The organism is Brumimicrobium glaciale, assembly GCF_004152935.1.
Classification (GTDB): domain Bacteria; phylum Bacteroidota; class Bacteroidia; order Flavobacteriales_D; family Crocinitomicaceae; genus Brumimicrobium; species Brumimicrobium glaciale.
Map to the genome: position 1 here is coordinate 669,047 of NZ_SETE01000002.1, position 24,022 is coordinate 693,068.

The 24,022-nt window shown below is 34.3% G+C and carries 21 protein-coding genes; 7 read left to right on the forward strand and 14 right to left on the reverse strand.

What is annotated here, in order from left to right; genetic code table 11:
- Nucleotides 1-65 precede the first annotated feature (65 nt).
- A complete protein-coding gene (tamL, locus tag ERX46_RS06505; RefSeq protein WP_130093028.1) occupies nucleotides 66-2,732 on the reverse strand; it encodes a translocation and assembly module lipoprotein TamL in 2,667 nt (888 codons plus the stop codon).
- A 156-nt stretch (nucleotides 2,733-2,888) separates the two neighbouring features.
- A complete protein-coding gene (locus ERX46_RS06510; protein WP_130093029.1) occupies nucleotides 2,889-3,215 on the reverse strand; it encodes a hypothetical protein in 327 nt (108 codons plus the stop codon).
- Nucleotides 3,216-3,339: 124 nt separating this feature from the next.
- Between ERX46_RS06510 and ERX46_RS06515 the strand changes: the two genes are divergently transcribed.
- Complete coding sequence (locus ERX46_RS06515) at nucleotides 3,340-4,062, forward strand: TrmH family RNA methyltransferase (protein ID WP_130093030.1); 723 nt, start codon at nucleotides 3,340-3,342, stop codon at nucleotides 4,060-4,062.
- A 129-nt stretch (nucleotides 4,063-4,191) separates the two neighbouring features.
- Here ERX46_RS06515 and ERX46_RS06520 read toward each other — a convergent pair whose 3' ends face one another.
- From ERX46_RS06520 to ERX46_RS06545, 6 genes are read right to left on the reverse strand one after another with little or no spacing between them, the layout of a single operon-like run.
- Nucleotides 4,192-5,760, reverse strand: coding sequence for an NAD(P)/FAD-dependent oxidoreductase (locus tag ERX46_RS06520; RefSeq protein WP_130093031.1), 1,569 nt, complete (start codon nucleotides 5,758-5,760; stop codon nucleotides 4,192-4,194).
- Entirely contained in the window at nucleotides 5,760-6,485 is a 726-nt protein-coding gene (gene porT, locus ERX46_RS06525; RefSeq protein ID WP_130093032.1) for a type IX secretion/gliding motility protein PorT/SprT, read from the reverse strand. Before porT ends, ERX46_RS06520 begins: the two co-directional genes overlap by 1 nt.
- Nucleotides 6,486-6,513: 28 nt before the next feature.
- Nucleotides 6,514-7,248: a bifunctional demethylmenaquinone methyltransferase/2-methoxy-6-polyprenyl-1,4-benzoquinol methylase UbiE gene (gene ubiE, locus ERX46_RS06530; protein WP_130093033.1), complete on the reverse strand. Its 735-nt coding sequence runs from the start codon at nucleotides 7,246-7,248 to the stop codon at nucleotides 6,514-6,516.
- A gap of 2 nt (nucleotides 7,249-7,250) precedes the next feature.
- A complete protein-coding gene (locus ERX46_RS06535) occupies nucleotides 7,251-9,077 on the reverse strand; it encodes a TrkH family potassium uptake protein (RefSeq protein ID WP_130093034.1) in 1,827 nt (608 codons plus the stop codon).
- Nucleotides 9,071-10,063 (reverse strand): bifunctional heptose 7-phosphate kinase/heptose 1-phosphate adenyltransferase, encoded by a 993-nt coding sequence (locus ERX46_RS06540; protein ID WP_130093035.1) that lies wholly within the window; start codon nucleotides 10,061-10,063, stop codon nucleotides 9,071-9,073. The genes ERX46_RS06535 and ERX46_RS06540 overlap by 7 nt, the downstream gene beginning before the upstream one ends.
- Nucleotides 10,063-11,256 (reverse strand): pyridoxal phosphate-dependent aminotransferase, encoded by a 1,194-nt coding sequence (locus ERX46_RS06545; RefSeq protein WP_130093036.1) that lies wholly within the window; start codon nucleotides 11,254-11,256, stop codon nucleotides 10,063-10,065. The genes ERX46_RS06540 and ERX46_RS06545 overlap by 1 nt, the downstream gene beginning before the upstream one ends.
- 385 nt (nucleotides 11,257-11,641) lie before the next feature.
- On the opposite strand from ERX46_RS06545, the gene ERX46_RS06550 reads away from it, so the two are divergent.
- Both ERX46_RS06550 and ERX46_RS06555 read left to right on the forward strand, forming a co-directional pair.
- Complete coding sequence (locus ERX46_RS06550; RefSeq protein WP_130093037.1) at nucleotides 11,642-12,007, forward strand: CoA-binding protein; 366 nt, start codon at nucleotides 11,642-11,644, stop codon at nucleotides 12,005-12,007.
- A 2-nt stretch (nucleotides 12,008-12,009) separates the two neighbouring features.
- Entirely contained in the window at nucleotides 12,010-12,582 is a 573-nt protein-coding gene (locus ERX46_RS06555) for a TlpA family protein disulfide reductase (protein WP_130093038.1), read from the forward strand.
- A 97-nt stretch (nucleotides 12,583-12,679) separates the two neighbouring features.
- On the opposite strand, the gene ERX46_RS06560 is transcribed toward ERX46_RS06555, so the two are convergent.
- The 5 genes from ERX46_RS06560 to ERX46_RS06580 form a co-directional block, all read right to left on the reverse strand.
- On the reverse strand, nucleotides 12,680-13,087 hold the full coding sequence (locus ERX46_RS06560) for a hypothetical protein (protein WP_130093039.1): 408 nt from the start codon (nucleotides 13,085-13,087) through the stop codon (nucleotides 12,680-12,682).
- 179 nt (nucleotides 13,088-13,266) lie between these two features.
- The gene (locus tag ERX46_RS06565) at nucleotides 13,267-14,055 is read right to left on the reverse strand and encodes a T9SS type A sorting domain-containing protein (RefSeq protein ID WP_130093040.1); all 789 of its coding nucleotides are present in this window, start codon (nucleotides 14,053-14,055) and stop codon (nucleotides 13,267-13,269) included.
- Between the two features lie 178 nt (nucleotides 14,056-14,233).
- Complete coding sequence (locus ERX46_RS06570) at nucleotides 14,234-14,641, reverse strand: hypothetical protein (RefSeq protein ID WP_130093041.1); 408 nt, start codon at nucleotides 14,639-14,641, stop codon at nucleotides 14,234-14,236.
- A 173-nt stretch (nucleotides 14,642-14,814) separates the two neighbouring features.
- Complete coding sequence (uvrA, locus tag ERX46_RS06575) at nucleotides 14,815-17,598, reverse strand: excinuclease ABC subunit UvrA (protein WP_130093042.1); 2,784 nt, start codon at nucleotides 17,596-17,598, stop codon at nucleotides 14,815-14,817.
- A 92-nt stretch (nucleotides 17,599-17,690) separates the two neighbouring features.
- Entirely contained in the window at nucleotides 17,691-19,448 is a 1,758-nt protein-coding gene (locus ERX46_RS06580) for an ABC transporter ATP-binding protein (RefSeq protein ID WP_130093043.1), read from the reverse strand.
- A gap of 94 nt (nucleotides 19,449-19,542) precedes the next feature.
- Between ERX46_RS06580 and ERX46_RS06585 the strand changes: the two genes are divergently transcribed.
- Genes ERX46_RS06585 through yajC form a run of 4 tightly spaced genes read left to right on the forward strand, consistent with a single transcriptional unit; the run spans nucleotide 19,543 to nucleotide 22,337 of the window.
- Nucleotides 19,543-20,640 (forward strand): Glu/Leu/Phe/Val dehydrogenase dimerization domain-containing protein, encoded by a 1,098-nt coding sequence (locus ERX46_RS06585; protein ID WP_130093044.1) that lies wholly within the window; start codon nucleotides 19,543-19,545, stop codon nucleotides 20,638-20,640.
- 5 nt (nucleotides 20,641-20,645) lie between these two features.
- Complete coding sequence (nusB, locus tag ERX46_RS06590; RefSeq protein ID WP_130093045.1) at nucleotides 20,646-21,596, forward strand: transcription antitermination factor NusB; 951 nt, start codon at nucleotides 20,646-20,648, stop codon at nucleotides 21,594-21,596.
- An 11-nt stretch (nucleotides 21,597-21,607) separates the two neighbouring features.
- Nucleotides 21,608-22,003, forward strand: a complete 396-nt coding sequence (locus ERX46_RS06595) for a DUF1573 domain-containing protein (protein WP_130093046.1) — start codon at nucleotides 21,608-21,610, stop codon at nucleotides 22,001-22,003.
- Nucleotides 22,004-22,049: 46 nt separating this feature from the next.
- Complete coding sequence (yajC, locus tag ERX46_RS06600) at nucleotides 22,050-22,337, forward strand: preprotein translocase subunit YajC (protein WP_242494543.1); 288 nt, start codon at nucleotides 22,050-22,052, stop codon at nucleotides 22,335-22,337.
- Nucleotides 22,338-23,281: 944 nt separating this feature from the next.
- Here yajC and ERX46_RS06605 read toward each other — a convergent pair.
- Nucleotides 23,282-24,019: a DUF4294 domain-containing protein gene (locus tag ERX46_RS06605; protein ID WP_165366172.1), complete on the reverse strand. Its 738-nt coding sequence runs from the start codon at nucleotides 24,017-24,019 to the stop codon at nucleotides 23,282-23,284.
- Between the last annotated feature and the right edge of the window lie 3 nt (nucleotides 24,020-24,022).

Sequence of the window (24,022 nt, forward strand, 5' to 3'; positions counted from 1 at the left end):
TCAGAGGATGCCGTTTCTACCCCTCACCTGAAGAAAAATAATAAATAAATGATTAAAATCGTCCACTAAAAAGGGTAACCTATAGCAATATGAAATTGCGGTTGAAAAGGATTAGGAAAGTTTATTCTTTCACTTTTATAATAATAATCTCCTGTGCTTGGATCAATTCCCCATTTATCAATCGCTTCTTGAATGTAAGGAGCGTCATCTTGGAAAATCCATTGCGCACTCTTAGGTAAAGTTGGGTTTCTTAGTGGAATTCCAAAATCTAAGCGCACAATAAGAAAGGTAAAGTCTAAACGCAAACCTATTCCTCCTGAAACACTTAATTGCTTGTAAAAGTCATTTGTAATTTGACCACCTGGACGGTTAACATCCTCATTATAGGTCCAAACGTTTCCTATATCGCTAAAGATGGCACCCTCAAACAGACTTGTGATTTTAAATCGATATTCTACTGATGCACCCAAGCGCATATCCCCCATTTCAGTTACCGTTCTACTGGAATCTAAATAGTATTTATACACTCCAGGACCTAAAGAACGTGCTCTAAAACCTCTATTATCGTTGGATCCACCACCAAAGAAACTGTAATCAAATGGTAAACTCGGTCCGTTATTTTTTAATGGAACTCCGGCCCCAACTTGAATTCGATAATGTAAAGACTGTTTATTCAAATAATGGTGCAATCTAAACTGATTGTCCAATCTCATAAATTGGGAATAACGCTGACCTAAAAATTCTTTAAATCCATTTTCATTGACAGGGTTGTTTTTGGTAATTAAACTCATTGCCATTCCTGCCATATCAAAACTAAAACCATAATTAAAAATAATTTTACCGTCTTTTAATTTAGGATTTGTATAGCTGTAAGTCACCGCAGCGTCTTTATAAATTGCCTGATTACTATAAGCATTGATTAAGAATAAATCATTTTGTTCTTCTAATCGTTTTTTAAATTCATCTGTTTTATCAATACGTACAAATTGAATTCCTCCAATTACAGGAATCCCAACAGTGAAAACTTGTGTTCTGTCTATATCATAAAATTTCCACAAATAATTCAACTGAATGGTTTGACGTTTAAATTCAGGTCTTTGTTGGAAGTTATAAACCGCAGAGAAAGTTGTTACAGGATTCTGATTTTTTGACAGGCGTTTCATTCCAATCGGAAATAATCCTGGTATATCTAATTCTATGGATGGACCAAATTCTATAGTATTCAAACTTCTTGTCCCATCATTTAAAACTGTTGATTCGTCACCTTTTGAAAAGACATCTGGTTGAGATTCAAAACCTCCACTGAAACTAATTTTTAAACGATTTCCTGAACGGTACAAATTACGATTGATATAATTTAAAGACGTGGAAACCCCTAAATAGCTATTGGAGTGTGTTCCCTTTGGTTCAAAACTAAAAGTACGCTGTTTTTGTGGCGTTAGATAGTAATGTACATCAATACTATTGTCTTCATTTTCTATAATTTCAGGTTTTACTGTCTTAAAAATATTGAGGTTAATCAAACGATTGTAAGATTGTCCTACAAAATCTCCTTTGTAATAGTTGTTTTCCTCTAAGTAATTTTGAAATTCGACTAATTCAGCCCTTGTGGTTAATTTTCCATTAAAGAAAAAAGTAGCGGTTCTAAATTGAGCATTTCGTCCGTCATACCAATCATACAATAAAGTATCAAAAGTAGGTATATTGTCATAAGGCCCTAATTGTATGCCTCTTGGTTCTAACTGCTCTTTTTGGAAGTTCCCAGTATAATTCAAAGTATCCATCAAGTGAAAATGAACTTTTCTAATCTTTGTACTGGCAAATGGTTTTACCTTTTCAGTTTCATCTTTACCGATTATTCTTTTGGAAATATCAACTGCAATTTGAATAGTATCGCCAGCTCTTAAGGTATCCACTTCAAAAGAGATGTAACTCTCTTTAAATCCATAAAGCGCACTATTCTTCATGTATTCTGACATTGATTTTCGCATAGTTGCTAAAGCCTCAGAGTCAAAACGAAATGGTGGAATCAAAACGTCTTTACCTTCTTTTAGGTACTTTTCATAAGTTAAACGAACAATGTTATTCTCTGTTCGCAGAAACATAGAATCCACATAATGCAAATCTTTTGGAGTAAGAAAATAATCAACTCTTGCGTATTGCTTTTCCGCGTTGAGGTCTACTTCGGCACGAACCTCACCATTGAAGTAACCTTTCTTTTGCAGAAAAAGTTGAATTTGATCTTTTGAAACAACCATAGAAGCAGAATCATAAATTACTGGTGATTCCCCATAATCGTATTTAAATCGTTCACGCATAGTAGGTCTTGGATCTAAAGTATCTTTTAAATCTATTACTTTTGGTTTGTAGAAATCCTCACCACGTTTTAAAGCTTTCTCAATTCTTCGTTTATTCACTTTTTCCTGACGCGCCAAACGTTTCTTGTTCTTCTTACGGTATTTTAAATAACGTTCCCGTTTCCCTATTTCTGTTTTAGTTGAATCAATGGAATTAAAAGCACGTAACTTTAATCGTAATCCTAAAGTTTTATAATTGGGACGCTGTCGAATCACGCTCTCCACATCGCTTTTACTGACTTTGGTACCCTTTGGCATGTTAACTTCATTCTCCACCAACAAATAGTATCCGTCGGGAACATTCCGCGTAATATTACACGCTGCAACAATGCAGAATAGCGCAGAAAGGAGAATATAGCGTTTAAATTTCTTCACAACAGACAAAAATACGAATCAGTTGGTGATTAATTTCCAATTGATAATTAAAAAATGATAATTGATAATTGTTCAATCACTATTGTTGATACAAATAGACTTCATCATTCAAGAATGAAACTGACATTTAAACTTTAAACAGGACAGTAATGATTGTTAATTCTCTTTTTTAGTTAGAAAATAAGTATATCTAAATACCGTAGTATTATCGCCTCCATTAGAATTGGATTGGTCGATAGAAAAACCTTTGTTTAACCATAAATCCACCTCTTTCTTAATCTCAATTAAAATATGCTTCCCTTCTTTTCTACTGTACTCTTTTGTTTCAAGCGTATAGTCGGGCTTTACAGTTTCGATAATAACATTTCCTGGACCCCACTTATAACCAGAAACAATTACACTAGAAATATTTTGAGCAAAACTTTGAAAACTCAACATTGCTATCAACAAAGTAAGCATTGCTATTAAACTTAGTTTTTTCATTTTAAATTGCTTTTAATTCAAATATACTTAAAACAGATTTAAAGATAAAAGCTTACGCCATTTATCAATTGTAAATTGTCAATTACCACAAACATTTCTATTTTTACACTCCAAGACAATTACCATGATCTCAAAAGAGCAAATCAAATATATCCGTTCATTACACAGAAAGAAATTTCGTGATATCAATCAGCAATTTATAATTGAAGGACCAAAAATGATTGCAGAAGCGATTCGATATGCTCCAGAAAGTTTAATTCAAATTTATGGAACAGAAACTGTTGACGAAAGACTACCTGAGCATGCCTTGTTTGAAGAAATTGACAATAAAGCACTTGGACAAATATCAACTTTAAAACATCCGCAAAAACAAGTGGCAATTTGTAGTTATTTACCAAATGTTTCCACTCGACCAGATTTCTACATTGCTTTAGATACGATTCAAGATCCTGGAAATTTGGGGACAATCTTGCGTTTGGCTTCTTGGTTTGGCGTTGAACACATCATTGCTTCCAAAGAAACTGTAGATTGCTATAATCCAAAGGTAGTTCAAGCTTCTATGGGTGCGATTTTCAATGTGAATATTGAATATGTTGAATTAAAAGAAGCTTTTGAAAACACCGAATTACCGATTTACGGCTCGCTTTTAGAAGGCGAAAACATTTATGAAAAACAGATTTCGAAGAAAGGAATTCTTGTTATGGGAAATGAAGGAAATGGAATAAGTGAAGAATTACTTTCTTTTATTACAGATCCTGTTACAATTCCACAATTTGGAAAAGGAGAATCATTGAATGTTGCAATGGCCGCTGCGGTACTTTTATCTGAGTTTTCTAGACCTAGGTAACTTCAGGCTATGAGGATTTGTAAATTCGTTAATTTGTGAATTTGTTGATTCATACCTTACGAACATAGGTTTCAACAAATCCTTGAATCTTTGAATTTTTCAATCCTTGAATTTTCCTCTTTTCATTTTTCATTCTTCATTTTTCATTTCTTCAATAACCCTCGCAATCGCCTGAATACAATTCAATCCGTCAACAGCTGCTGAGGCAATTCCTCCGGCATAACCTGCTCCTTCACCACATGGATATAATCCTGAAATTTCAACATGTTGTAATGTTTCTGGATCACGCGGAATAGAAATGGGTGAAGACGTTCTTGATTCTGGTGCCATTAAAACAGCATCATTTGTTAGATATCCATCCATTTTCTTACCAAATGCTTTTAAGGCTTTACGCAAATTATTGGCGATAAATGTTGGAAGAACTTTATTCAAATCAACAATTTTCATGCCCGGTTGGTGACTACTTTTGGGCAAGTCTTTAGAAACTCTTCCGTTTACGAAATCTATCATGCGCTGTGCTGGAACAGCTTGTGTTTTTCCTCCTGCTTCCCAACATGCTTTTTCAACAGAAGCCTGAAAATCTAATCCGACAAATGGATTATTTGGTTCGTAATTTGGTAAACGCGTTGGATCAATTTCCACCACAATTCCTGAATTAGAATATGGATTATTTCTTTTTGAAGGCGACCAACCATTGGTAACTACTTCTCCTGGAGATGTTGCACATGGAGCTACAATTCCACCCGGACACATACAAAATGAGTAAACGCCAGTGTCATTCACTTGTGTAACTAAACTATAAGTTGCTGGTGGTAAGAAATCGTCATTTACCCTGCCGTGATATTGAATTTTATCAATCAATTCTTGCGGATGCTCAATTCGAACTCCTAAAGCAAAACCTTTGGCTTCCATTTTGACATTCTTCTCTTTTAAAAGACTAAAGATATCTCTCGCTGAATGACCAGTCGCTAAAATAACATGTTCCGCTTCTACTTTTGAATCATGATTTAATTCTAAACCTTTGATTTTATCATTTTCAATAATAAAGTCAGTCACTTTTGTATTGAAATGAACTTCTCCTCCACTTTCAATAATTTGCTCGCGCATTGCAGTAATAATCGCTGGCAATTTATTTGTTCCGATGTGTGGATGTGCGTCTACTAAAATATCATAAGGCGATCCAAATTGAACAAAAAGCTCTAAAACTTTAAGGACATTTCCTCGTTTTTTTGAGCGTGTGTAAAGCTTTCCATCAGAGTATGTTCCTGCTCCTCCTTCACCATAACAATAGTTCGATTCAGGATTAACAATATGTTCTTTATTGATTGCGGCCAAATCTCTTCTGCGTTCTCTAACATCTTTTCCACGTTCGTAAATAATTGGCTTTAATCCCAATTCAATGGCTTCTAATGCGGCAAATAATCCTGCAGGTCCAGCTCCAATAATGTGAACTGGTTTTCCATCAGATACGTTTCCGTATTTCACTTCTGAAACAGTCAATTCTGGCTTTTCCTTAGATAAAACTACTTGTAGATTATATTTTACAGGATTTTTCCGAGCGTCAATTGATCGTTTGCGGATAAAGAAAAAAGGCAAGTCGTCTCTATTCCCTCTGTTTTTCTTATTGGCAAGATTGAGAATATAATCTTCGTCCTGCAGCTGCTCTGGCAAGATTTGAATTTGAACCATGTTTTCCATTATCCTTCGAAAGTTAGTGAAATCCACCACACTCTGTTATACAAAGCCTCAATTGGTTTTGACAGACGGGTATCATCTTGTATCAATGCATTTTTAAGTCCGTGAGAATACTTCACTTCAATACCGAATTTAAAAAACGGTAAGAAGAAATCTACTCCTGCACCAGCCTGTACTTGAAAATCATCTCGAAATAATTTGATAAAAGGATCTCCAAATTTCTGTGAATTTTCTTGTTTTGACTGTAAATCTAAGGTGTATTGTGCCCCACCAATAAAATAGGCTGCAAAATTATTATAGCGCGCTGTTCTAAACTTCAATAAAAGTGGGAAGTCTAAATTTGTTGAACCGACGCGCTCTTCATATTCTTCAAATTCCTTTAAAGGATCGTCAGAATAATAGGTAAAATACAAAATTCGTTCTTGAAAAGACAAGGAAGGAACAAATCGCAAACGCAATAAAGGTGTCCCCAGCTTTAGCGAACTAATTAATCCCAATTGGAATCCGGGCTGACTTTTGTTTGTAATCGAATACATATCGTAATCGACTAGCATATTGGGCTTATATTCTGTAGAAAAATCAGACGTATTTACACCCAACATAAAACCAAAGTGAACAAGTTTGCGATCAAACTTTCTATAGTTCTGCGTAAGTGGACTACGTTGTGTTAAACCACTATTAATTCCTACAAGAGAAATCATCAATATGAAGATTAACTTTCTTACCATGCCTTAATCAAACGTTTTACAGTTCTTTTTATTTTACACCCGTGTAAATAGTCGCAATTCCACCAGATACTAATCTTGCTGTTGTATTTTTATATCCAACTTTATTAAGAATATCTAAGAAATCTTGACCTTCTGGAAATGCAGCAACAGATTCTGGAAGATACTCATAAGCTGAGCTATCTTTTGAAATTGTTTTCCCCAAAGTAGGAATAACATACTTGGAATAAAAACCAAAAAACTGCTTGATTGGAAATTTCTTAGGTTTTGAAAACTCAAGAATTACTGCTGTACCACCAACATTGATTACTCTCAGCATTTCAGCCAATCCTTTTTCTAAGTTTTCGTAATTTCTTACTCCAAAACCTACTGTTAGAGCGTCAAATTCATTGTCTGCGAAAGGTAAATCTTCAGAATCTCCGTACACCATAGAAATGATATCTTCCTTTCCTCTTTTCTTCATTTTTTCGCGACCTTTTTCTAACATTCCATTAGAAATATCCACTCCAACTACTTTTTCTGGATTCAATTTTAATGCTGCCAAAGCAAAATCACCAGTTCCTGTAGCTAAATCAATAATTTTCTTTGGCTTACTTGCTTTCAACATATTGATAGCTCGCTTACGCCATAAGTGATCAATTCCTAAGGACATAAAATGATTCAGAAAATCATACTTTGCTGATATATTATCAAACATTTCAGCAACTTCCTCTTTTTTAGATTTATCTACTTTGTTATACGGTTTAACAACTTTCTTCTCTGACATAATTAACCAATCATTGTGTGCCCTTTCGGGTATTTATATCTTCTACTCATTACTTGCTTACCAAACAAATAAGCAATCGTTAATGTTCCAACACGACCAACAAACATTGCAATAATTAATACAATTTTCCCAGGCTCTGTTAATTCGGCTGTTATCCCAGTCGATAATCCAACAGTACTTGCTGCTGAAACATGTTCAAATATAATATCAATTAATGCAATTTTCCCTGCTTCTATAGCTTCGTATTCTGTTACTAAAAGTGCAAAAATACCAATTAAGTTACCTACCACGAAAAATACGAAGATAGAATATGCTTTTAATACTAAATCATTATCAATTGTGCGTTTAAAAAGCTCAACATGCGGCTTCCCTTTAATTGTAGAAACTACAGAACTCACCATAATAGCGAAGGTAGAAACACGAATTCCCCCACCAGATGAACCTGAACTTGCTCCAACAAACATAAGGAATAGGAAAAACACAAGTACTGGTAAACTCAAAGCAGAAATATCAACTGTACTAAATCCAGCATTTCTTGTTGTCATTGAATGAAATAAAGTTGTAATCAATGTTCCAAACCCAGATTTATCACTTAGACTTCGGTCGTATTCAAAGGCATAGAAAACAACAGCACCTAATACCAAAAGAATTAAAGTTGTATAGAGCGTGATTTTCGTATCAAATCTCAATGTTTTCCAAGGATATTTCATTCTTCTTCTCAAACTACGAATTCCAAAAATATCAAACAAATAAATCATCCCAAGTCCACCTAAGAAGAACAATCCTAAAGTCACACCATGCAATAGATAATTTTCAACAACTAAACTATTCATTAATCCATTTGGAATGGTCGTTAATCCAGCATTACAAAAACTTGAAATAGAATGAAATAATGCATGAAACATTCTAGTTGAAGTATTTTCAAACATTCCCGAAGGTTCTAGTAAAATAAACACACAAATGAAGCCGAGAAACTCAATGACTAAAGTCCATTTTACTATTTTATAAAACATCGTTTCAGTATCCAAAAAAGAGGTATTATTTACAAAATCTTCAATTACATCGTGTTGTTTAATTCCTACACCAAATTTTGCAATTAGTAGATAGAGTGCCGCAAAGGCAATGGTATTTAAGGCGCCAAGTTGAATTAATAACATTACCACAATCTGTCCTTTTGTGGTCAAAATTGTCGCTACATCCACCGTTGCCAAACCAGTTACACTTGTTGAAGAAGTAGAGATAAATAGACTATCTATAAATGAAATATTATAATCTACAACGGTCATTTCAGGCAACATTAAAAGTCCTGTTCCGATAAGGATAATTCCAAAAATTGATAATGTAAAAAGTAAGCCAGGATGGATCTTGAAGTATTGCCTAAAATCACGTTTCTTGAAGATTTCCATGAATATATAAGCAACAAAAAAGAGTTGAATTGTTAAATTAGAGAAATCCGTGAAATCTTCAAAACCAATAGATTCGAAAAATTTAGAAGCGATAATAACACCAAACAAATTATACGAAACTCCCTCTATAACAAGCAGAAACACTATTATGGTTTCTACCCAATGCCGCTTCATATATTGAAGAGGATCATAATCATAAATGATCTTTACAATATATCGAATGATGTAAAATAGAAAACTAAATTCTATTATTCTAATTAAGAATTCTTCTGATTCACTTGTTTGAGGAAACCCATAATAATAAGTGAGAACCCCCATCATTGACAATGCAATAATGATGTGCAACCATCTGAATAAAGAGAGTACAGCGTTTTTAGAATTGTACAGGCTTAAATTGACCTTTTCTCTAAAATCGCTTAGCATTTAATTTCTAGTTTTTTAGCCTCATCAAGTAACTCGTGTGCTTTAATTGCCACAACTCCTCTGTATTCACATACAATTCCTCCAGCCAAATTTGCCATTGCGGCAAGCGTTTCAATATTTACGCCAGCGGCTAAACACAATGTTGCAACACTGATAACTGTGTCTCCCGCTCCTGAAACATCAGAAATAGTTCTTTTGTGCGCTGATATATGATGTTTTTTATCTTTATTCTCAATAAAAACTCCATGCTCACTCAGTGTAACAAATACAATATCTGGATGAACAATTGATTTTAACTTTTCAATTGCTTTTTCAAACTGAGATGGTTCATTAGCAAAATCGATTTTCATTTGCACACCTTCACTCAACTCTTTTAAATTCGGCTTAAATAAAGTCACTCCTTTATAAGCCAAAAAGTTTTTCAATTTTGGATCTACCGTTGTCAAAACATTGTATTGCTTTGTTAAGGCAATCACTTTTTCAATTAATGTCTCTGTCAGTACTCCTTTATTGTAATCTTGAAAAATCAATGCATCACAACCAGCTTTCAATAACTTTTCAAGGTCATTTAAAAGTGCTTGCTCTTCTGATTCCGATATATCATTGGTTTGTTCTTGGTCTACACGCAACAATTGTTGATGATTTCCAATAACACGCGTTTTTATTGTCGTTTGACGCTCTTTGGAACGAATTATTCCTGAAGTAGAAATAGATCGCTCTTCCATCAATTGAAGCATTGTTTCGGCTTCTTGATCTTGACCAATTACCGTACTCATTGTAACCTGAGCACCTAAACTTATTAAGTTTAATGCTACGTTAGCAGCTCCTCCTAAACGTTCTTCTCGTTTTGAGAAATTTACGATAGGAACAGGCGCTTCTGGGCTCACACGATCTACACGACCAGAAAGATATGCGTCAATCATCACATCTCCCAGTACAATAATTTTCTTTGTCTTGAATTCTTCGAAGAGCGTTTCCAATGTCATTACTTTAGTTTTTGTAAAGCCGTTTTAATGCGGTCCATTGCTTTAGTTAATGTTGCTTCATCAGTCGCATAAGAAATACGCATACAATTTGGATCACCAAAAGCATCTCCTGTAACAACCGCTACCAATGCTTCTTCTAGTAAATACAAAGCTAAATCGTTAGCATCTTTAACTGTTTTCCCATCATAAGACTTTCCGAAGAAACTAGAAATATCTGGGAAGAAATAAAATGCACCTTCTGGCTCATTAACCTCTACTCCATCCATTGATCTCAAAGCATTCAAGACCAAAGTACGTCTATTTTTAAAAGCTGCTAACATATCCTTCAAATAAGAAGGGTCTTTCTTTAAAGCCGCAATTGAAGCACGTTGAGCAATAGAATTTGCACCACTTGTAAATTGACCTTGCATTTTACTACATGCCGCTGCGATTGCTTTTGGTGCACCAATGTATCCTATTCTCCATCCTGTCATTGCCCAAGCTTTTGACATTCCGTTGATGGTTACTGTTTGCTCATAAACCTCTTCAAATTGAGCAATACTTTCGTGTTTTCCCACAAAATTAATGTGCTCATAAATTTCATCCGAAATAATAGTGATGTCTTTATAATCTGCAAAAGCACCAGCAATATCTTTCAATTCTTCTTTTGAATAAACTGAACCCGTTGGATTACAAGGAGAAGAAAATATAATAGCTTTTGTTTTATCAGTAATTTTCGCTTTAATTGCTGCGCCATTTACTTTAAAATCAGTGTCGATAGAAGATTCCACAATTACGGGAACTCCTCCTGCAACTTTCACGATTTCAATGTAGGAAACCCAGTACGGAGCAGGAATTAAAACCTCATCTCCAGGATTAACAAGGCTCATCATTAGATTAGCAATAGATTGCTTTGCTCCCGTAGAAACTACAATCTGATCCATATCATAATGCAATCCATTGTCACGCTTGAATTTATCAGCAACAGCCTGACGTAATTCATCATAACCAGGAACAGGTGTATACGTTGTATAATTTTGTTCCATCGCCTCAACCGCTGCCTCTTTAACAAAATCTGGAGTATGGAAATCTGGCTCCCCTAAACTCAAAGAGATAATATCCAGTCCTTGACTTTTCAGTTCACGACTTTTGCGAGACATTGCCAAGGTTGCCGATTCCTCCATGGCCAACAAACGATCTGATAATTGTAGCATTAAAATAATGTATTGATTTAAGGGACAAATTTAAAATTTTTTTAGGCTTTTCCTTTGGTATATGAAAAGAATGATCGAAAGTAAATTTTGTAATGGGTTTGGAGGGACCGAAAAGGATGGTTCTTATGATGAAACAACCCATCTAAAGAAAAGTAGAATCCGGTTGACAACACTACTCTTTATCTCCAAAAAGATCCTTCCATCAGAAAAATCTTTGATTTCTAAAATTAGAAGGATCTCATACGAAGTGCTGATGTCAATCCATCGATATAATAAGTCATTGTAAGAAGCTATTTATAGTTACCACAGGTAACATTTATCACTCTTAACATTTGTAAAGATTTTCGTTTGTGTTTCCTTCTTCTCTTTACTTATCTTTGCTTTTATGAAAACGAAGAAAACATTAGTAATTGGCGCTAGCGAGAAATTAGATCGCTATGCAAATAAAGCGGTTCGCATGTTACAAAAGCATGACGTACCTGTTTTGGCTTATGGAAATAAAGCTGGTAAAATAAATGAGACAGTTATTTCAACTGAATTTCCGAGTAATGAAGAAATTGATACAGTTACCTTATATCTCTCAGCAAAAAATCAAACTTCTTATTACGACACAATAATTGATCTCAAACCGAAACGTGTGATTTTTAATCCTGGAACTGAAAATCCAGAATTTGAAAAGCAATTAAGCAAAAACGGAATTGAATCTGAAATTGCTTGTACTTTGGTTTTATTGAGCACAAATAGCTATTAAGAATGAATGATAAAACTAAAACTTGGTTAAAGAAAAGAAAATGGGATATAGTTTTTGTCGCTTTTATAGGATTGATGTTTATTCCGAGCGTAAGAATGCCCGTGATGTCATTTGTACAGCGGATTTTTGCTGGTTCTCCATCTGAAATTGCAGCAGACGAACAAAAAACCGTTAATTCTATGGATTGGGTTTTGGTGGATCTAGAAGGGAAACAACATAATTTCTCCGAAGCGCAAGGAAAAATAACAATCGTGAATATGTGGGCTACTTGGTGTCCGCCGTGTGTTGCAGAAATGCCTTCGCTACAGAAATTGTATGATAAATATGGAGATCAATTGGCTTTTTACTTCGTTAGTAATGAAAAGCCTGCAACTATTAAAAGGTTTCTAGATTCGAAAAATTATACTTTCCCTGTTTATATTCCTGGAAGTAATTACCCTAAAGAATTTGAGTCGAATAGTTTGCCTACCACTTATGTTTTAGACCAAGAGGGAAAGATTATAATGGAAGAAGTTGGAGCGCACGATTGGTTTAGCAATAGTTTTTTAGAGAAAATTGATGGGATGTTGCAGTAGATATGTTTCAAAAAAAATACCGTGGATTTATTGCTTTACAATATATCCACGGTAAATGTTTACAGAATCAACAACCAGAATCAAATCTAACTATTTCCTATGCAGGAACATAATTAAACTGTACTCCTTCAGTATCTTCCATCCACAATTCTTTGTTTTTTAATCTTATGATTTTAAATTCATCGATATTGTCAACACCTTCTTTTTTGTAAGTGAAGTAAACATATTCTTTTTCTTTGGCGAAGGCCCATGTTCCAAATCTCGTTAATGAATCGGCAACAAAAATGTCGAAAGAACCACTTTTATTGATTTTCAAAACTTCATTAGTTTGAAAGAGTTGCACATCACCCGAAGCAGAAATTCGCTTTTCTACTTTCCAATCTCCAGTTAATCTTGCTTTTTTAGTTAAAACACTAAGCATCGGACCCTCTTCGTATTTGTTACATGCTGTGAATACGAATACAACACTCAAGATCGCTAGGAAAAATTTAAAATTACTTTTCATTTTATTAATTATCAATTGAGTAACAAAAATATTGTTTAGAACCCATAACACAAAATTTAAACCTTCTTATTTAATGACTTTGAGGAAAAAAAAAGCGAGAAACATTTTGCTCCTCGCTTTTAAACTTTATAATGAGTTAGTCTCCAATGTTAAAGATAAAGAAACAACTACTCAATATATTATTGAATAATCAATCTTTTTGCTTCAATTTTACTTCCCTCACCAAATAATTGAACAAAGTAAAGTCCTTTTGTAAAAGTTGAAACATCAATATTTTTAGTTTCAAAATTATTTGTGTTTAAATTCAATACCTCAACACCTAAAGAATTTAGGATCTTTACAGAAGAAATATTTAAACCGTTTTCATTCTGAATTGAAATATACTCTGTTGCCGGATTAGGATAAAGGTTTATCCCTGTTTTCATTGATTCTGAAACAAGTCCAACTCCACCTTGACCTCCTTTTGCTCCCGCATCGATTGCTTCACCAGCAGTTGAATTATAAGCGTAATCTTTATAAGTAACGGTCGTTCCATTTAATTCAAATCTTACCCATCCGTAATAAACTTCCGTTCCACCTAAATTGAATTTCATAGCAAGATACTCATCTGCTCCTTCTGTCACTGTAGGATTTGTACCTCCCCAAGCTGTGATTGAGGCATCTCCTTGACCTTCCCAATTATTAGAAGCATCTATTGTAAATCCATCAGCAACACAGTCTGGCGTATCCCAATCACCTGCTGTCATATTACCAATTGCGTGAATATTGTTATCTGCTCCTCCGTTCCAATAAGTGATGTAATCAGCTGTACCACTCCCGTCAGTAATTTCAAATTCTAATGTTCCGTCAGTATCAAAGTCAATTCCAGCAGGAATTCCATCAGTTATGTCAGTATAAACGATTTGAGCATTCACCGTTGAAGCCATAAACAATGCTGCAAATCCAGCTAAAAAGTAATTTTTATTCATATTTATTTGTTTTGATTTGCCTTTAGACGACAGGTAAAACAAAGGGTTGGCTTTTTATATAATTATTATAAAAAGAAAGGTGGAATTCTTCGATAGAACAGAAGAATTCCACCTTAAATTAAGAATATCAGCTGCATAGCCTTTAGTATAATTAAAGAATTGAGAAATGGAAAATAGATTATTTTATTTTTTTGTAGCGGTGATCAACGCCAAATTCATCTTCCAGCAAAAACTCTTTATTTTTAAGTTTTATGATCCTAAACATCTTATAAGATGAAGGCTTGAAGTAATCATTGGTAATAGAAATGGATTCTTTATCTTTTATGAATTCCCAATTTCCAGTAAACCTAGTAGTATCTAATGTATATGTTATTAATCCGTCCTTGAAGATTTCCATTTCTCGAATCCCTTCATTTTTTACTTCAAAACCATTGCCTGAATAGGTCAAATGTTTTTCCCATTTCCCTGTGATTCTTTGTTTTTTAGTTAAAATAGTTAATCCAGGACCCAATTCATACTTGTTACATGAAGAGAATATCAAAACAAAAGATAAAAAAGCAAATAGAAATTTGAGAATGTTTTTCATAATAATAGTTTTTTTTAAAAAAAATTATTAATTAATGTTTAATATTTAACGTATTTATCGCTAGACGGTTGTCTTTAAATGACTAAGGTTTAAGGTTTAATTATTAACGTGTGTTTTTAATGTTTAAGTAGAAAGTTTCAACCCATTAAACATTATTAATTCACCATTAATAATTACAAAAGCTTTTCCTTCAAAAACTGACCCGTATAACTTTCCTTCACTTTAATGATATCTTCTGGTGTTCCTTGTGTAACGAGATTCCCTCCGTTCACTCCGCCATCGGGACCTAAATCAATAACCCAATCGGCATTTTTAACCACATCCATATCGTGTTCGATAATTACAACAGAATGTCCGATATCGATTAATCGATTCAATGAAATCAATAATTTATTGACATCATCAAAATGTAATCCTGTTGTTGGTTCGTCAAAAATGAACAATGTCTTAGTTGGATTCTTTGCTTTGACTAGGAAAGACGCCAATTTAATTCTTTGTGCTTCTCCTCCTGATAACGTTGAAGAAGATTGTCCCATTGTTAAATAACCTAATCCGACATCAACTAATGGTTGAATTTTATCGACTATTTTCTTTTCTAGATTCCCTTCTTGCGCTTTAAAGAATTCTAAAGCTTCTTCAATATCCATCGCTAACAAATCAGCTATAGATTTATCTTGGTATTTAATCTCTAATGCGTCCTCTTTGTATCGCTTACCATTACAGGCTTCACATGTCAATTGAATGTCTGCCATAAATTGCATGGAAACGGTGATCAATCCTTCTCCTTCACAAACCTCACATCTTCCACCTGGAACATTGAAACTAAAGAAACCTGGTTTAAGATTTCTCATTTTTGATAATTTCAAACGAGAATATAATGTTCTGATTTCATCAAATGCCTTCACATAAGTCACTGGATTACTTCTTGAAGAACGTCCAATTGGATTCTGATCTACAAATTCTATTGCTTCAACTTCTGAAAAATCACCCGTAATTTCAGCGTGCTTACCAATTGGATTTCCATGAATTCCTAATTGTTTTGATAAGGCTGGATATAAAATATCTTTAATTAATGTCGACTTCCCAGAACCACTTACGCCAGTAACGCAAACCATACCGTGCAATGGAATTTTAACACTGATTTTCTTTAAATTATTTTCTGATGCCTCAATAATATGAATAGCGCTTTTTAAATTTCGCCTCTTAGCTGGAACGGGAATTTTAGCTCTTCCAGTTAAATAATCAGCGGTTAGACTATTTTTCGCATTGATTAACTCTTTGTGCGTTCCTTGAAAAACTAATTCCCCTCCATTTACACCAGCCAGCGGACCAATATCGATTATTTCATCGGCTGCTTGCATAATTGCTTCTTCATGCTCCACAATGATTACGGTATTTCCTAAATCTTTCAATTCATTCAAAACACCTACTAATTTCTCAATATCTTTTGGGTGTAATCCTATACTTGGTTCATCCAAAATATACATTGAACCGACCAAACTACTTCCTAAAGAAGTCGCTAAATTGATTCTTTGAGATTCGCCACCAGATAAAGTATTGGCTTGTCTATTTAAAGTTAAATACCCCAAACCAACTTCATTCAGCCAATTTAAACGGTTTTGAATTTCTATTAAAATTCGCTTTCCAATCTCTAATTGTTGTGCATCTAATTCAATATTCTCAAAAAACACCAAATTATCCTCAATGGAAGTCAAAATCATTTCTGAAATGTTCTTCCCTCCTAGTTTTACATAATTGGCATCTTTTCTTAACCGTGTTCCTTTACAATCTGGACATTTCGTTTTACCACGAAAACGCGCCAACATAACACGCACATGAATTTTATATTTTTTGGTATTTAAGTAATCGAAAAAATCATTTATTCCATTTATTCCTCTTCTACCATTCCAAAGAATGTCATATTCCTCATCCGTTAAATCCTTAATTGGTCTATGAATAGGAAAGTCAATTGAAGATGTTTGGGAAATGAATTGATTCAAATATTCGCTCATTTTCTCGCCTTTCCAAGGAATTACAGCTTGGTCATAAAGCGAACGTGAACGATCTGGAATAACTAAATCTTCATCCACTCCAATTACAGATCCGAAACCTTCACAAGTTCCGCAAGCTCCGTAAGGATTATTGAAAGTAAAAAAATGTAAATTGGGCTCAGCGAATTGCATTCCATCTAATTCAAAACGATTAGAAAACGGAACAATTTCTTCATTTTTAGGGAAATAAATCCAACATTCACCATCACCTTCAGCAAAACTCAATTGAATGGAATCTGCTATTCTTGATTGATGGTCTTCATCTTCTTTACGCACTCCTAAACGGTCGATTACCAATTCTAAAGTCTTGATTTTCTTTAAAGATTTCTCAAGTGCTTCATCCACTTTTAAAACTTCTCCATCAATGCGAATTCTGGCAAAACCTTGTTCCTTAAAGATGTTTAATTGACGTTCAATTCCGTAACGTTCATAATTCTTAACCGGAGCTAAAACCATGAACTTTTCACCTTCTTCTTTGCTGTTGATCAAATTTACAACATCAGTAACATCGTGCTTCTTTACTTCATTTCCACTAATTGGCGAATATGTTTTTCCTACACGTGCAAAAAGGACTTTTAAATAATCATATATTTCTGTAACCGTTCCCACAGTTGAACGCGGATTGGTTGAAGTAACTTTCTGTTGAATGGCAATTGCCGGTGCAACTCCTTTAATGAAATCAACACTTGGCTTGTCTAATTTACCAAGGAATTGTCTCGCATAAGCAGATAAACTTTCAATATATCGGCGCTGACCTTCGGCATACAAAGTGTCAAAAGCTAAAGAAGATTTTCCAGAACCCGACAATCCAGTAATCACAGTCATTTTTCCATGTGGAATTTTAACTTCGATGTTTTTAAGATTGTGTTCTTTGGCTCCTTTTATATGAATAAATTCTGTTCTCATTTTAAAAAAAAATTACGTTCCGATAGCTATCGGAATATCAATTACGAATTGACGTTACGAATTATCAATTGTCAATTATAAATTATCAATTATTAATCCTCTTGTTCTTCCAGTAATTGCTTGTTGTATGTCTCCGAATAAACACCACCTAAGTCCAAAAGTTCATCATGTGTTCCTTCTTCTATTTTTCCACCTTCAGCTAAAACCAAAATTCTATCCGCATTTCGAATTGAAGAAACTCGGTGACTTACTATCAATGAAGTTGTTCCATGAAGCGTCTCTTTTAAATTATTCAAGATAATCTCTTCTGTTTCGGTATCAACAGCAGATAAACAATCATCAAAAATCAATAATTTTGGTTTTCTGATTAAAGCTCTTGCAATGCTTATTCTTTGTTTTTGTCCACCACTAAGATTCACACCTCGTTCTCCTAAAACAGTATCTAAACCTTGTTTAAAGTCTTTGATATTGTGCCAAACATGCGTTGTTTCCAAAACTTTAATTACATCTTCTTCGGTAGCTTCTTGATTTGCAGCCAATCCAAATCTTACATTATTCCGAATAGAATCTGAGAATAAGAATACACCTTGTGGCACGACTCCAGCTTGTTTACGGTAATCATTTACGTTGATATCCTTCAAATCTTTTTCATCAATTGCTATAGTTCCAGAAGTTGGATCAAATTGACGCATCAATAAATTAATAACGCTTGTTTTCCCAGAACCCGTTCTACCAATTATGGCCAATGTTTCGCCTTTTTTAATGGTAAAACTTAAGTCCTTTACTGCCTGAATACCAGAAGTAGGAAAAGTATAACTTACATTTTTGAATTCAATATCTCCATCAAAAACAAAAGGTGCATTCGTCGCATTTTCAACGTCTGGCTTTTCGCTTAAAAACTCATTAATTCGCTCTTGACTTGCCGCAGCTCGTTGAATCATAGAGGTTACCCAACCCACACTCGCTAATGGCCAAGTCAACATATTAACGTAGAAAATAAATTTTACGATATCTCCTGAAGTCAATCCATTTTGAGTTTCAAAAGAAAGAATTCCTCCAAAATAAATAACCATGATTGTACTCAGTCCAATTAAAAAAGTAATCGTTGGCATGAAGAAAGCATTTGTCTTCACTAAATCCATGTGACGATCTAAATATCCTTTCACATGAACATTAAAATCAGCTTGGAATTTTTCTTCTGCGCCATAAGCTTTCAACACCGTAATTCCAGAAAATGATTCTTGTACTTTCGTTGAAATCTTCGATTGTTGAAACTGAACTTTAACACTTTGTTTATTTACAATACTTGAAACTTTGTAAATAATAAAAGTCAATAATGGAAGTGGCAATAGCGTATAAAATGTCAATTCTGGACTAATATTCACCATAAAAGTTACGGTAAAAGCGAAAAGAATAGTCGTACTAATTGTGTACATTATTCCGGGACCTAAATACTGTCTCACGTGTGAAACATCTTCAGAAATCCTGTTCATTAAATCACCTGTATTATTTCTTTTGTAAAAGTTGTAAGAAAGCTTTTGATATTGGGCGTAAATTTCATTTTTTAAATCAAATTCAATATATCGAGAAACAACAATTATAGTTTGGCGCTGCATGAATAAAAAGATTCCTTTTCCCAGCGAGAGTAGAATATACATTCCACCTAACGACAATGCGAAATTGAGCCAATTATCAGCATCAAAACCAGATTTGAATTGATCTACAGCATCACCCACAATAACGGGCATATTTACATATAGAAAGTTGGATCCTATAATGAACAAAACACCTAATAAAAGGCGCCATTTGTACTTAAAAAAATATTTGTTGAGATAGCTTAGAGACTTCATCTATTAATTTCCTATTTTTGCACAATGAATGAGCATTTTTGTTCTACAAAAGTAGCCATTTGATTTTATATGAAGTATAAAAAAGCATAATACAATGATAGAAACAAGAAAAGTTACCGCTGAGGATTTGGTAGACAATCCAGTCATTGCAGCAATGAGTGAGTACGATCACGAGCAACTATTATTTTGTAATGATAATGCAACGGGATTAAAAGCAATAATCGCTGTACATAACACAACTTTAGGTCCTGCTTTGGGAGGAACAAGAATGTGGATGTACAACAACGAAATTGAGGCATTAAACGACGTTTTGCGTTTGTCTCGTGGAATGACTTACAAAAACTCTATCTCAGGATTGAACCTTGGAGGTGGAAAAGCTGTAATCATTGGTAACTCAAAAACAATGAAATCGGAAGCTTTATTCCGTCGATTTGGAAAATTTGTTAACGGTCTTGCGGGAAGATACATTACTGCTGAGGACGTTGGGATTTCTCCAACAGACATGACGTGGGTAAATATGGAAACTGACCACGTTGTTGGATTGCCAGGTAAGAGTGGAGATCCTTCTCCAATTACTGCTTTGGGAACTTACATGGGAATGAAAGCATGTGCTAAAAAACAATTCGGAAGCGATAGTTTAGCAGGTAAAAAAATAGCAGTTCAAGGAGTTGGACATGTTGGTGAATACCTTGTAAAACATTTACGTGCTGAAAATGCAGAAGTTTATATTTCTGATATTGATGAAGGTACTTTGAAGCATGTTTCTGAAACTTATGGAGCTAAAGTTGTTGGATTAAATGATATTTATGACATCGATATGGACATTTATGCTCCATGTGCTTTAGGTGCAACGGTAAATGATGACACACTTTCTCGTTTGAAATGTTCAATCATTGCTGGATCTGCAAATAACCAATTGGCAAACGAAATTAAGCATGGTCAAGCTGTTCTTGACAAAGGAATTATTTATGCTCCTGATTATGCAATTAATGCTGGTGGTGTAATTAACGTTTACGCAGAGTTAACGAGTAATACATCTGCTTGGGCATTACAAAAAGCAGAAGGTATTTACGATACAATTTACGAAATCATAAAACGTTCATCAGACGAAAATATTCCAGCTTACGCTATTGCTAACAAAGTAGCTGAGGAAAGAATTGAAGCTGTTGGTAAAGTTAAATTACCTTATTAAAATAGATGTTAAACAGAAGACACTTACGTATAAAAGTACTCCAAACGCTTTATGCTTTTTCACAGCATGAGGACAAAGAGTTTTTGTGGGCTAAAAAAGAACTATTCAAAGCAGTTGACCAAATGTATGAATTGTACATTTCGTTGCTCATGATTTTCCCTGAGTTAAAACTAAAGGGAGAACATCGTGTGGAAGAGAATAAAAAGAAAATGTTACCGGCGGAAGAGGATCTAAATCCAAATCTAAAGTTCATTGACAATAAAATTATTCAAATCCTTGAAGAAAGTGCAGAATTGCGTCATCAAGCAGAAGACAACAAAGCCAATTGGATTGGTGATGATCGTCAAGAATTGATGCGTAAATTGTACAACCACATCCGTCAATCAGAGATTTACTTTGAATTCATGAATAATGAAAAAGAAGGATTTGATGAGGACAAAGAATTCATCGTTCAGTTATTTAAAACTGAAGTAGCGAACTTTCCACTTTTATACGATTATCTAGAAGAAAGAAGCGTTTATTGGATGGACGATATCGATTTGGCTTGTTCTATGGTGATTAAAACCATCAAAGGATTCAAAGAAGGTAGCGAAGAACATGCTATTTTACCTTTGTACAAACCAAATGACGATGAAGAAGATTTTATTGCTGACTTATTGAGACAAGCAATTAAAAATCGTCCTGAGAATTTAAAAATCATCGATGAATTAACGGAAAACTGGGAACTTGATCGTATCGCTAAAATGGATGTTTTATTGATGGAATTGGCGATTACTGAGTTAACAACATTCAGTAATATCCCTACGAAAGTTACATTGAACGAGTACATTGAAATTTCTAAATTTTACAGTACTCCAAAAAGTAATGCGTTCATCAATGGAATTTTAGACAAAGCGATCACGAAACTTGAAGGTACTGGTGACATTCAAAAAGTGGGTAGAGGTTTAATGAAATAAAAAATAATAAGATGAAAAAAGTATTTTTAATGGCTGTAATTTCTCTTGGTCTACTTTCATGTGGAGGAGGACAAACAGAAGCACAAGTTGGACAATATACGACTATTGAAGTTCAAGAGTTGTACAATGCCGGTTCTGTTGCTAAAGGAGAAATCGTTGAGGCAGAAATCAAGATGAAGAATACAGGAGATTATCCACTTGTAATAGCGAAAATTTCTGCTGCATGTGCTTGTACAGTTTCAGAATATGATCAAGAGCCAATACAACCAGGAGAAACAACAATCATCAGAGCTTCAATCAATACAGATGAAACAGGGAATGGTGTAATTAGAAAGCCAATATCAGTATCGGCAAATACACGTCCGTCTTCAACTGTTATTATGATTCAAGCAACGGTTTTAGACTAGTCTAAACAATAAATAGAATTTTAAATTTTAAATTAAAAAGTAAGTTATGGGAGAAGGTGGAATGCAATTAGTTATGTTATTACTTATTTTGGGTGTATTTTATTTCTTTATGATACGTCCACAAATGAAAAAGCAAAAAGAGCTTAAAAAGTTCCGTGAGACATTAGCTGTAGGAGACAAAGTTGTTACTATCGGTGGAATCCACGGAAAAGTTTTGGAAATGGGTGATACAAGCATCTTGCTAAGTTGCGAAGGAAGTTCTAAGATTCGTGTAGAGAAATCTGCAGTTTCTACTGGAGCAGATGAGCAACAGTTAGCACAAGCAAGCAAATAAGATTTTTATTTATAAAGCCCAATAGCTGCTTTGCGCTCATTTTTAAAAACAGTTATCCCAACTTATATAGTCGGGATGCCTTGGATTTTAAAAATAAATGCGCCACATCGACAATGCTCAGTGCAGCGCTGGCTATTGAACTTTCTAAATCAAAAATTAGTTTCTACTCTTAGAAATTAGTTTCTTTCAAAAATATTTAAAGACCAGTTTTGACATTTGATGTCGGAACTGGTCTTTTTGGTTTTGTGATGAATAAGTAAGCTCTAGTTTATAAAAGATTTTTTTTCTAGGCATTCAATGCATTTCAGTTACTTTACCAATAAACAAAAAGAGATCCTATTATTTCAAGAAATTCCAGATTTCAGAAATAGAAGGATGACATTTCCACAAGCTCACATCGGCAGAATAGACAACGGATAACGCTTTGAAATTGAGATATTCTTCGGCGAATGAGTTTATTGAAGGTACCGAGATCAATGGATTCTTCATTTCGACTGTTGCCTTCGACAGACTCAGTCAACGCATTACTCTTCGAAATTGGAATGTTCATTTGTTGCTCTCTACAGGCTCTGCAGCGCAAGCTTCATTAACTGATTACTTTTTAAAATTGGAATGTTCATCGGTGACTGAGCTTGCCGAAGGTACCGAGATAAATGGCTTCTTCATTTCGACTGTTACCTTCGATAGGCTCAGTCAACGGATTACTCTTCGAAATTGGAATGTTCATCAGTGACTGAGCTTGCCGAAGGTACCGAGATAAATGGATTCTTCATTTCGATTGTTGCCTTAGACAGGCTAGCACATCGCTATGCAGCGCATGGTTTAACGTGTTTAATCAAAAAGGAGGAGAGAAATAACTAATCTTTCCTTCTGCCCTATTGAAAAAAAAAGATTCCTAAATAACCACTGAGAATCACAAATTACCAATTGTCAATTGTCAATTGTCAATTATTATTATTTGTCAATTTTTCATTTTCGATTTGCTTCTGTCTTGCCATTTCTTCCAATTGTTTTAGTTTTTCCTTGTTTTGCTTTTTACTCTTTTTATATTCTTTCTTTTCCTTTTTAAATTCTGCTTTACTTAAAATATCAAACGTAGGATCGAAGGCTACTTTTCCGCTTTTGATGTCGTTAATCACACATTCAATTACAAAATCTTCAGTGTTTGGATAGTAAACTGCATCTAAATCCTGTTCGAAGAAGCCAGCCAATCCAGTATAAATAGAGGCTTGCATTCCACTTTTGTATTTTGCGATGATTTCTGTTACTGTCATTCCTGTTTCACGATAAATTAATTTCGTGAGTACGATTCCTTCTGACACATATAAATCTCTTAGCAGAAACTTAAAGTCATCCTTTAAAGAATTGTGTGCTTTTCGCATCATCTTGTTTTGCTTTCGATTCTTTTCGATATGCTCCAATTCTCTATCTAATGAATCTATAACTCTTGCTGCTTCTAATGCTAATGGATAAACTCGTCTAACTCGACGCAAAGCATTCCTGTATTGATTCTTAAAGTCGCTGGGAACATCAAAGCTTTCATAAACTTGAAGCCTCCTTATAACGGAATCTGCGTAAGTAGTATCCTCATTTTCGGTTTGACTATTAGCAAATCCACTCACCAAAAAAGTGAACAATAAGAGGATTAGTCCTTTAGAAATTGAATTTATATTTTGATACATTTT

What these genes read in the sequence shown, in the direction of transcription:
- ERX46_RS06510 (WP_130093029.1), bottom strand. Translation starts at nt 3,215, where the DNA reads ATGAAAAAACTAAGTTTAATAGCAATGCTTACTTTGTTGATAGCAATG.
- ERX46_RS06515 (WP_130093030.1), top strand. Translation starts at nt 3,340, where the DNA reads ATGATCTCAAAAGAGCAAATCAAATATATCCGTTCATTACACAGAAAG.
- ERX46_RS06520 (WP_130093031.1), bottom strand. Translation starts at nt 5,760, where the DNA reads ATGGAAAACATGGTTCAAATTCAAATCTTGCCAGAGCAGCTGCAGGAC.
- porT (WP_130093032.1), bottom strand. Translation starts at nt 6,485, where the DNA reads ATGGTAAGAAAGTTAATCTTCATATTGATGATTTCTCTTGTAGGAATT.
- ubiE (WP_130093033.1), bottom strand. Translation starts at nt 7,248, where the DNA reads ATGTCAGAGAAGAAAGTTGTTAAACCGTATAACAAAGTAGATAAATCT.
- ERX46_RS06535 (WP_130093034.1), bottom strand. Translation starts at nt 9,077, where the DNA reads ATGCTAAGCGATTTTAGAGAAAAGGTCAATTTAAGCCTGTACAATTCT.
- ERX46_RS06540 (WP_130093035.1), bottom strand. Translation starts at nt 10,063, where the DNA reads ATGACATTGGAAACGCTCTTCGAAGAATTCAAGACAAAGAAAATTATT.
- ERX46_RS06545 (WP_130093036.1), bottom strand. Translation starts at nt 11,256, where the DNA reads ATGCTACAATTATCAGATCGTTTGTTGGCCATGGAGGAATCGGCAACC.
- ERX46_RS06550 (WP_130093037.1), top strand. Translation starts at nt 11,642, where the DNA reads ATGAAAACGAAGAAAACATTAGTAATTGGCGCTAGCGAGAAATTAGAT.
- ERX46_RS06555 (WP_130093038.1), top strand. Translation starts at nt 12,010, where the DNA reads ATGAATGATAAAACTAAAACTTGGTTAAAGAAAAGAAAATGGGATATA.
- ERX46_RS06560 (WP_130093039.1), bottom strand. Translation starts at nt 13,087, where the DNA reads ATGAAAAGTAATTTTAAATTTTTCCTAGCGATCTTGAGTGTTGTATTC.
- ERX46_RS06565 (WP_130093040.1), bottom strand. Translation starts at nt 14,055, where the DNA reads ATGAATAAAAATTACTTTTTAGCTGGATTTGCAGCATTGTTTATGGCT.
- ERX46_RS06570 (WP_130093041.1), bottom strand. Translation starts at nt 14,641, where the DNA reads ATGAAAAACATTCTCAAATTTCTATTTGCTTTTTTATCTTTTGTTTTG.
- uvrA (WP_130093042.1), bottom strand. Translation starts at nt 17,598, where the DNA reads ATGAGAACAGAATTTATTCATATAAAAGGAGCCAAAGAACACAATCTT.
- ERX46_RS06580 (WP_130093043.1), bottom strand. Translation starts at nt 19,448, where the DNA reads ATGAAGTCTCTAAGCTATCTCAACAAATATTTTTTTAAGTACAAATGG.
- ERX46_RS06585 (WP_130093044.1), top strand. Translation starts at nt 19,543, where the DNA reads ATGATAGAAACAAGAAAAGTTACCGCTGAGGATTTGGTAGACAATCCA.
- nusB (WP_130093045.1), top strand. Translation starts at nt 20,646, where the DNA reads ATGTTAAACAGAAGACACTTACGTATAAAAGTACTCCAAACGCTTTAT.
- ERX46_RS06595 (WP_130093046.1), top strand. Translation starts at nt 21,608, where the DNA reads ATGAAAAAAGTATTTTTAATGGCTGTAATTTCTCTTGGTCTACTTTCA.
- yajC (WP_242494543.1), top strand. Translation starts at nt 22,050, where the DNA reads ATGGGAGAAGGTGGAATGCAATTAGTTATGTTATTACTTATTTTGGGT.
- ERX46_RS06605 (WP_165366172.1), bottom strand. Translation starts at nt 24,019, where the DNA reads ATGTATCAAAATATAAATTCAATTTCTAAAGGACTAATCCTCTTATTG.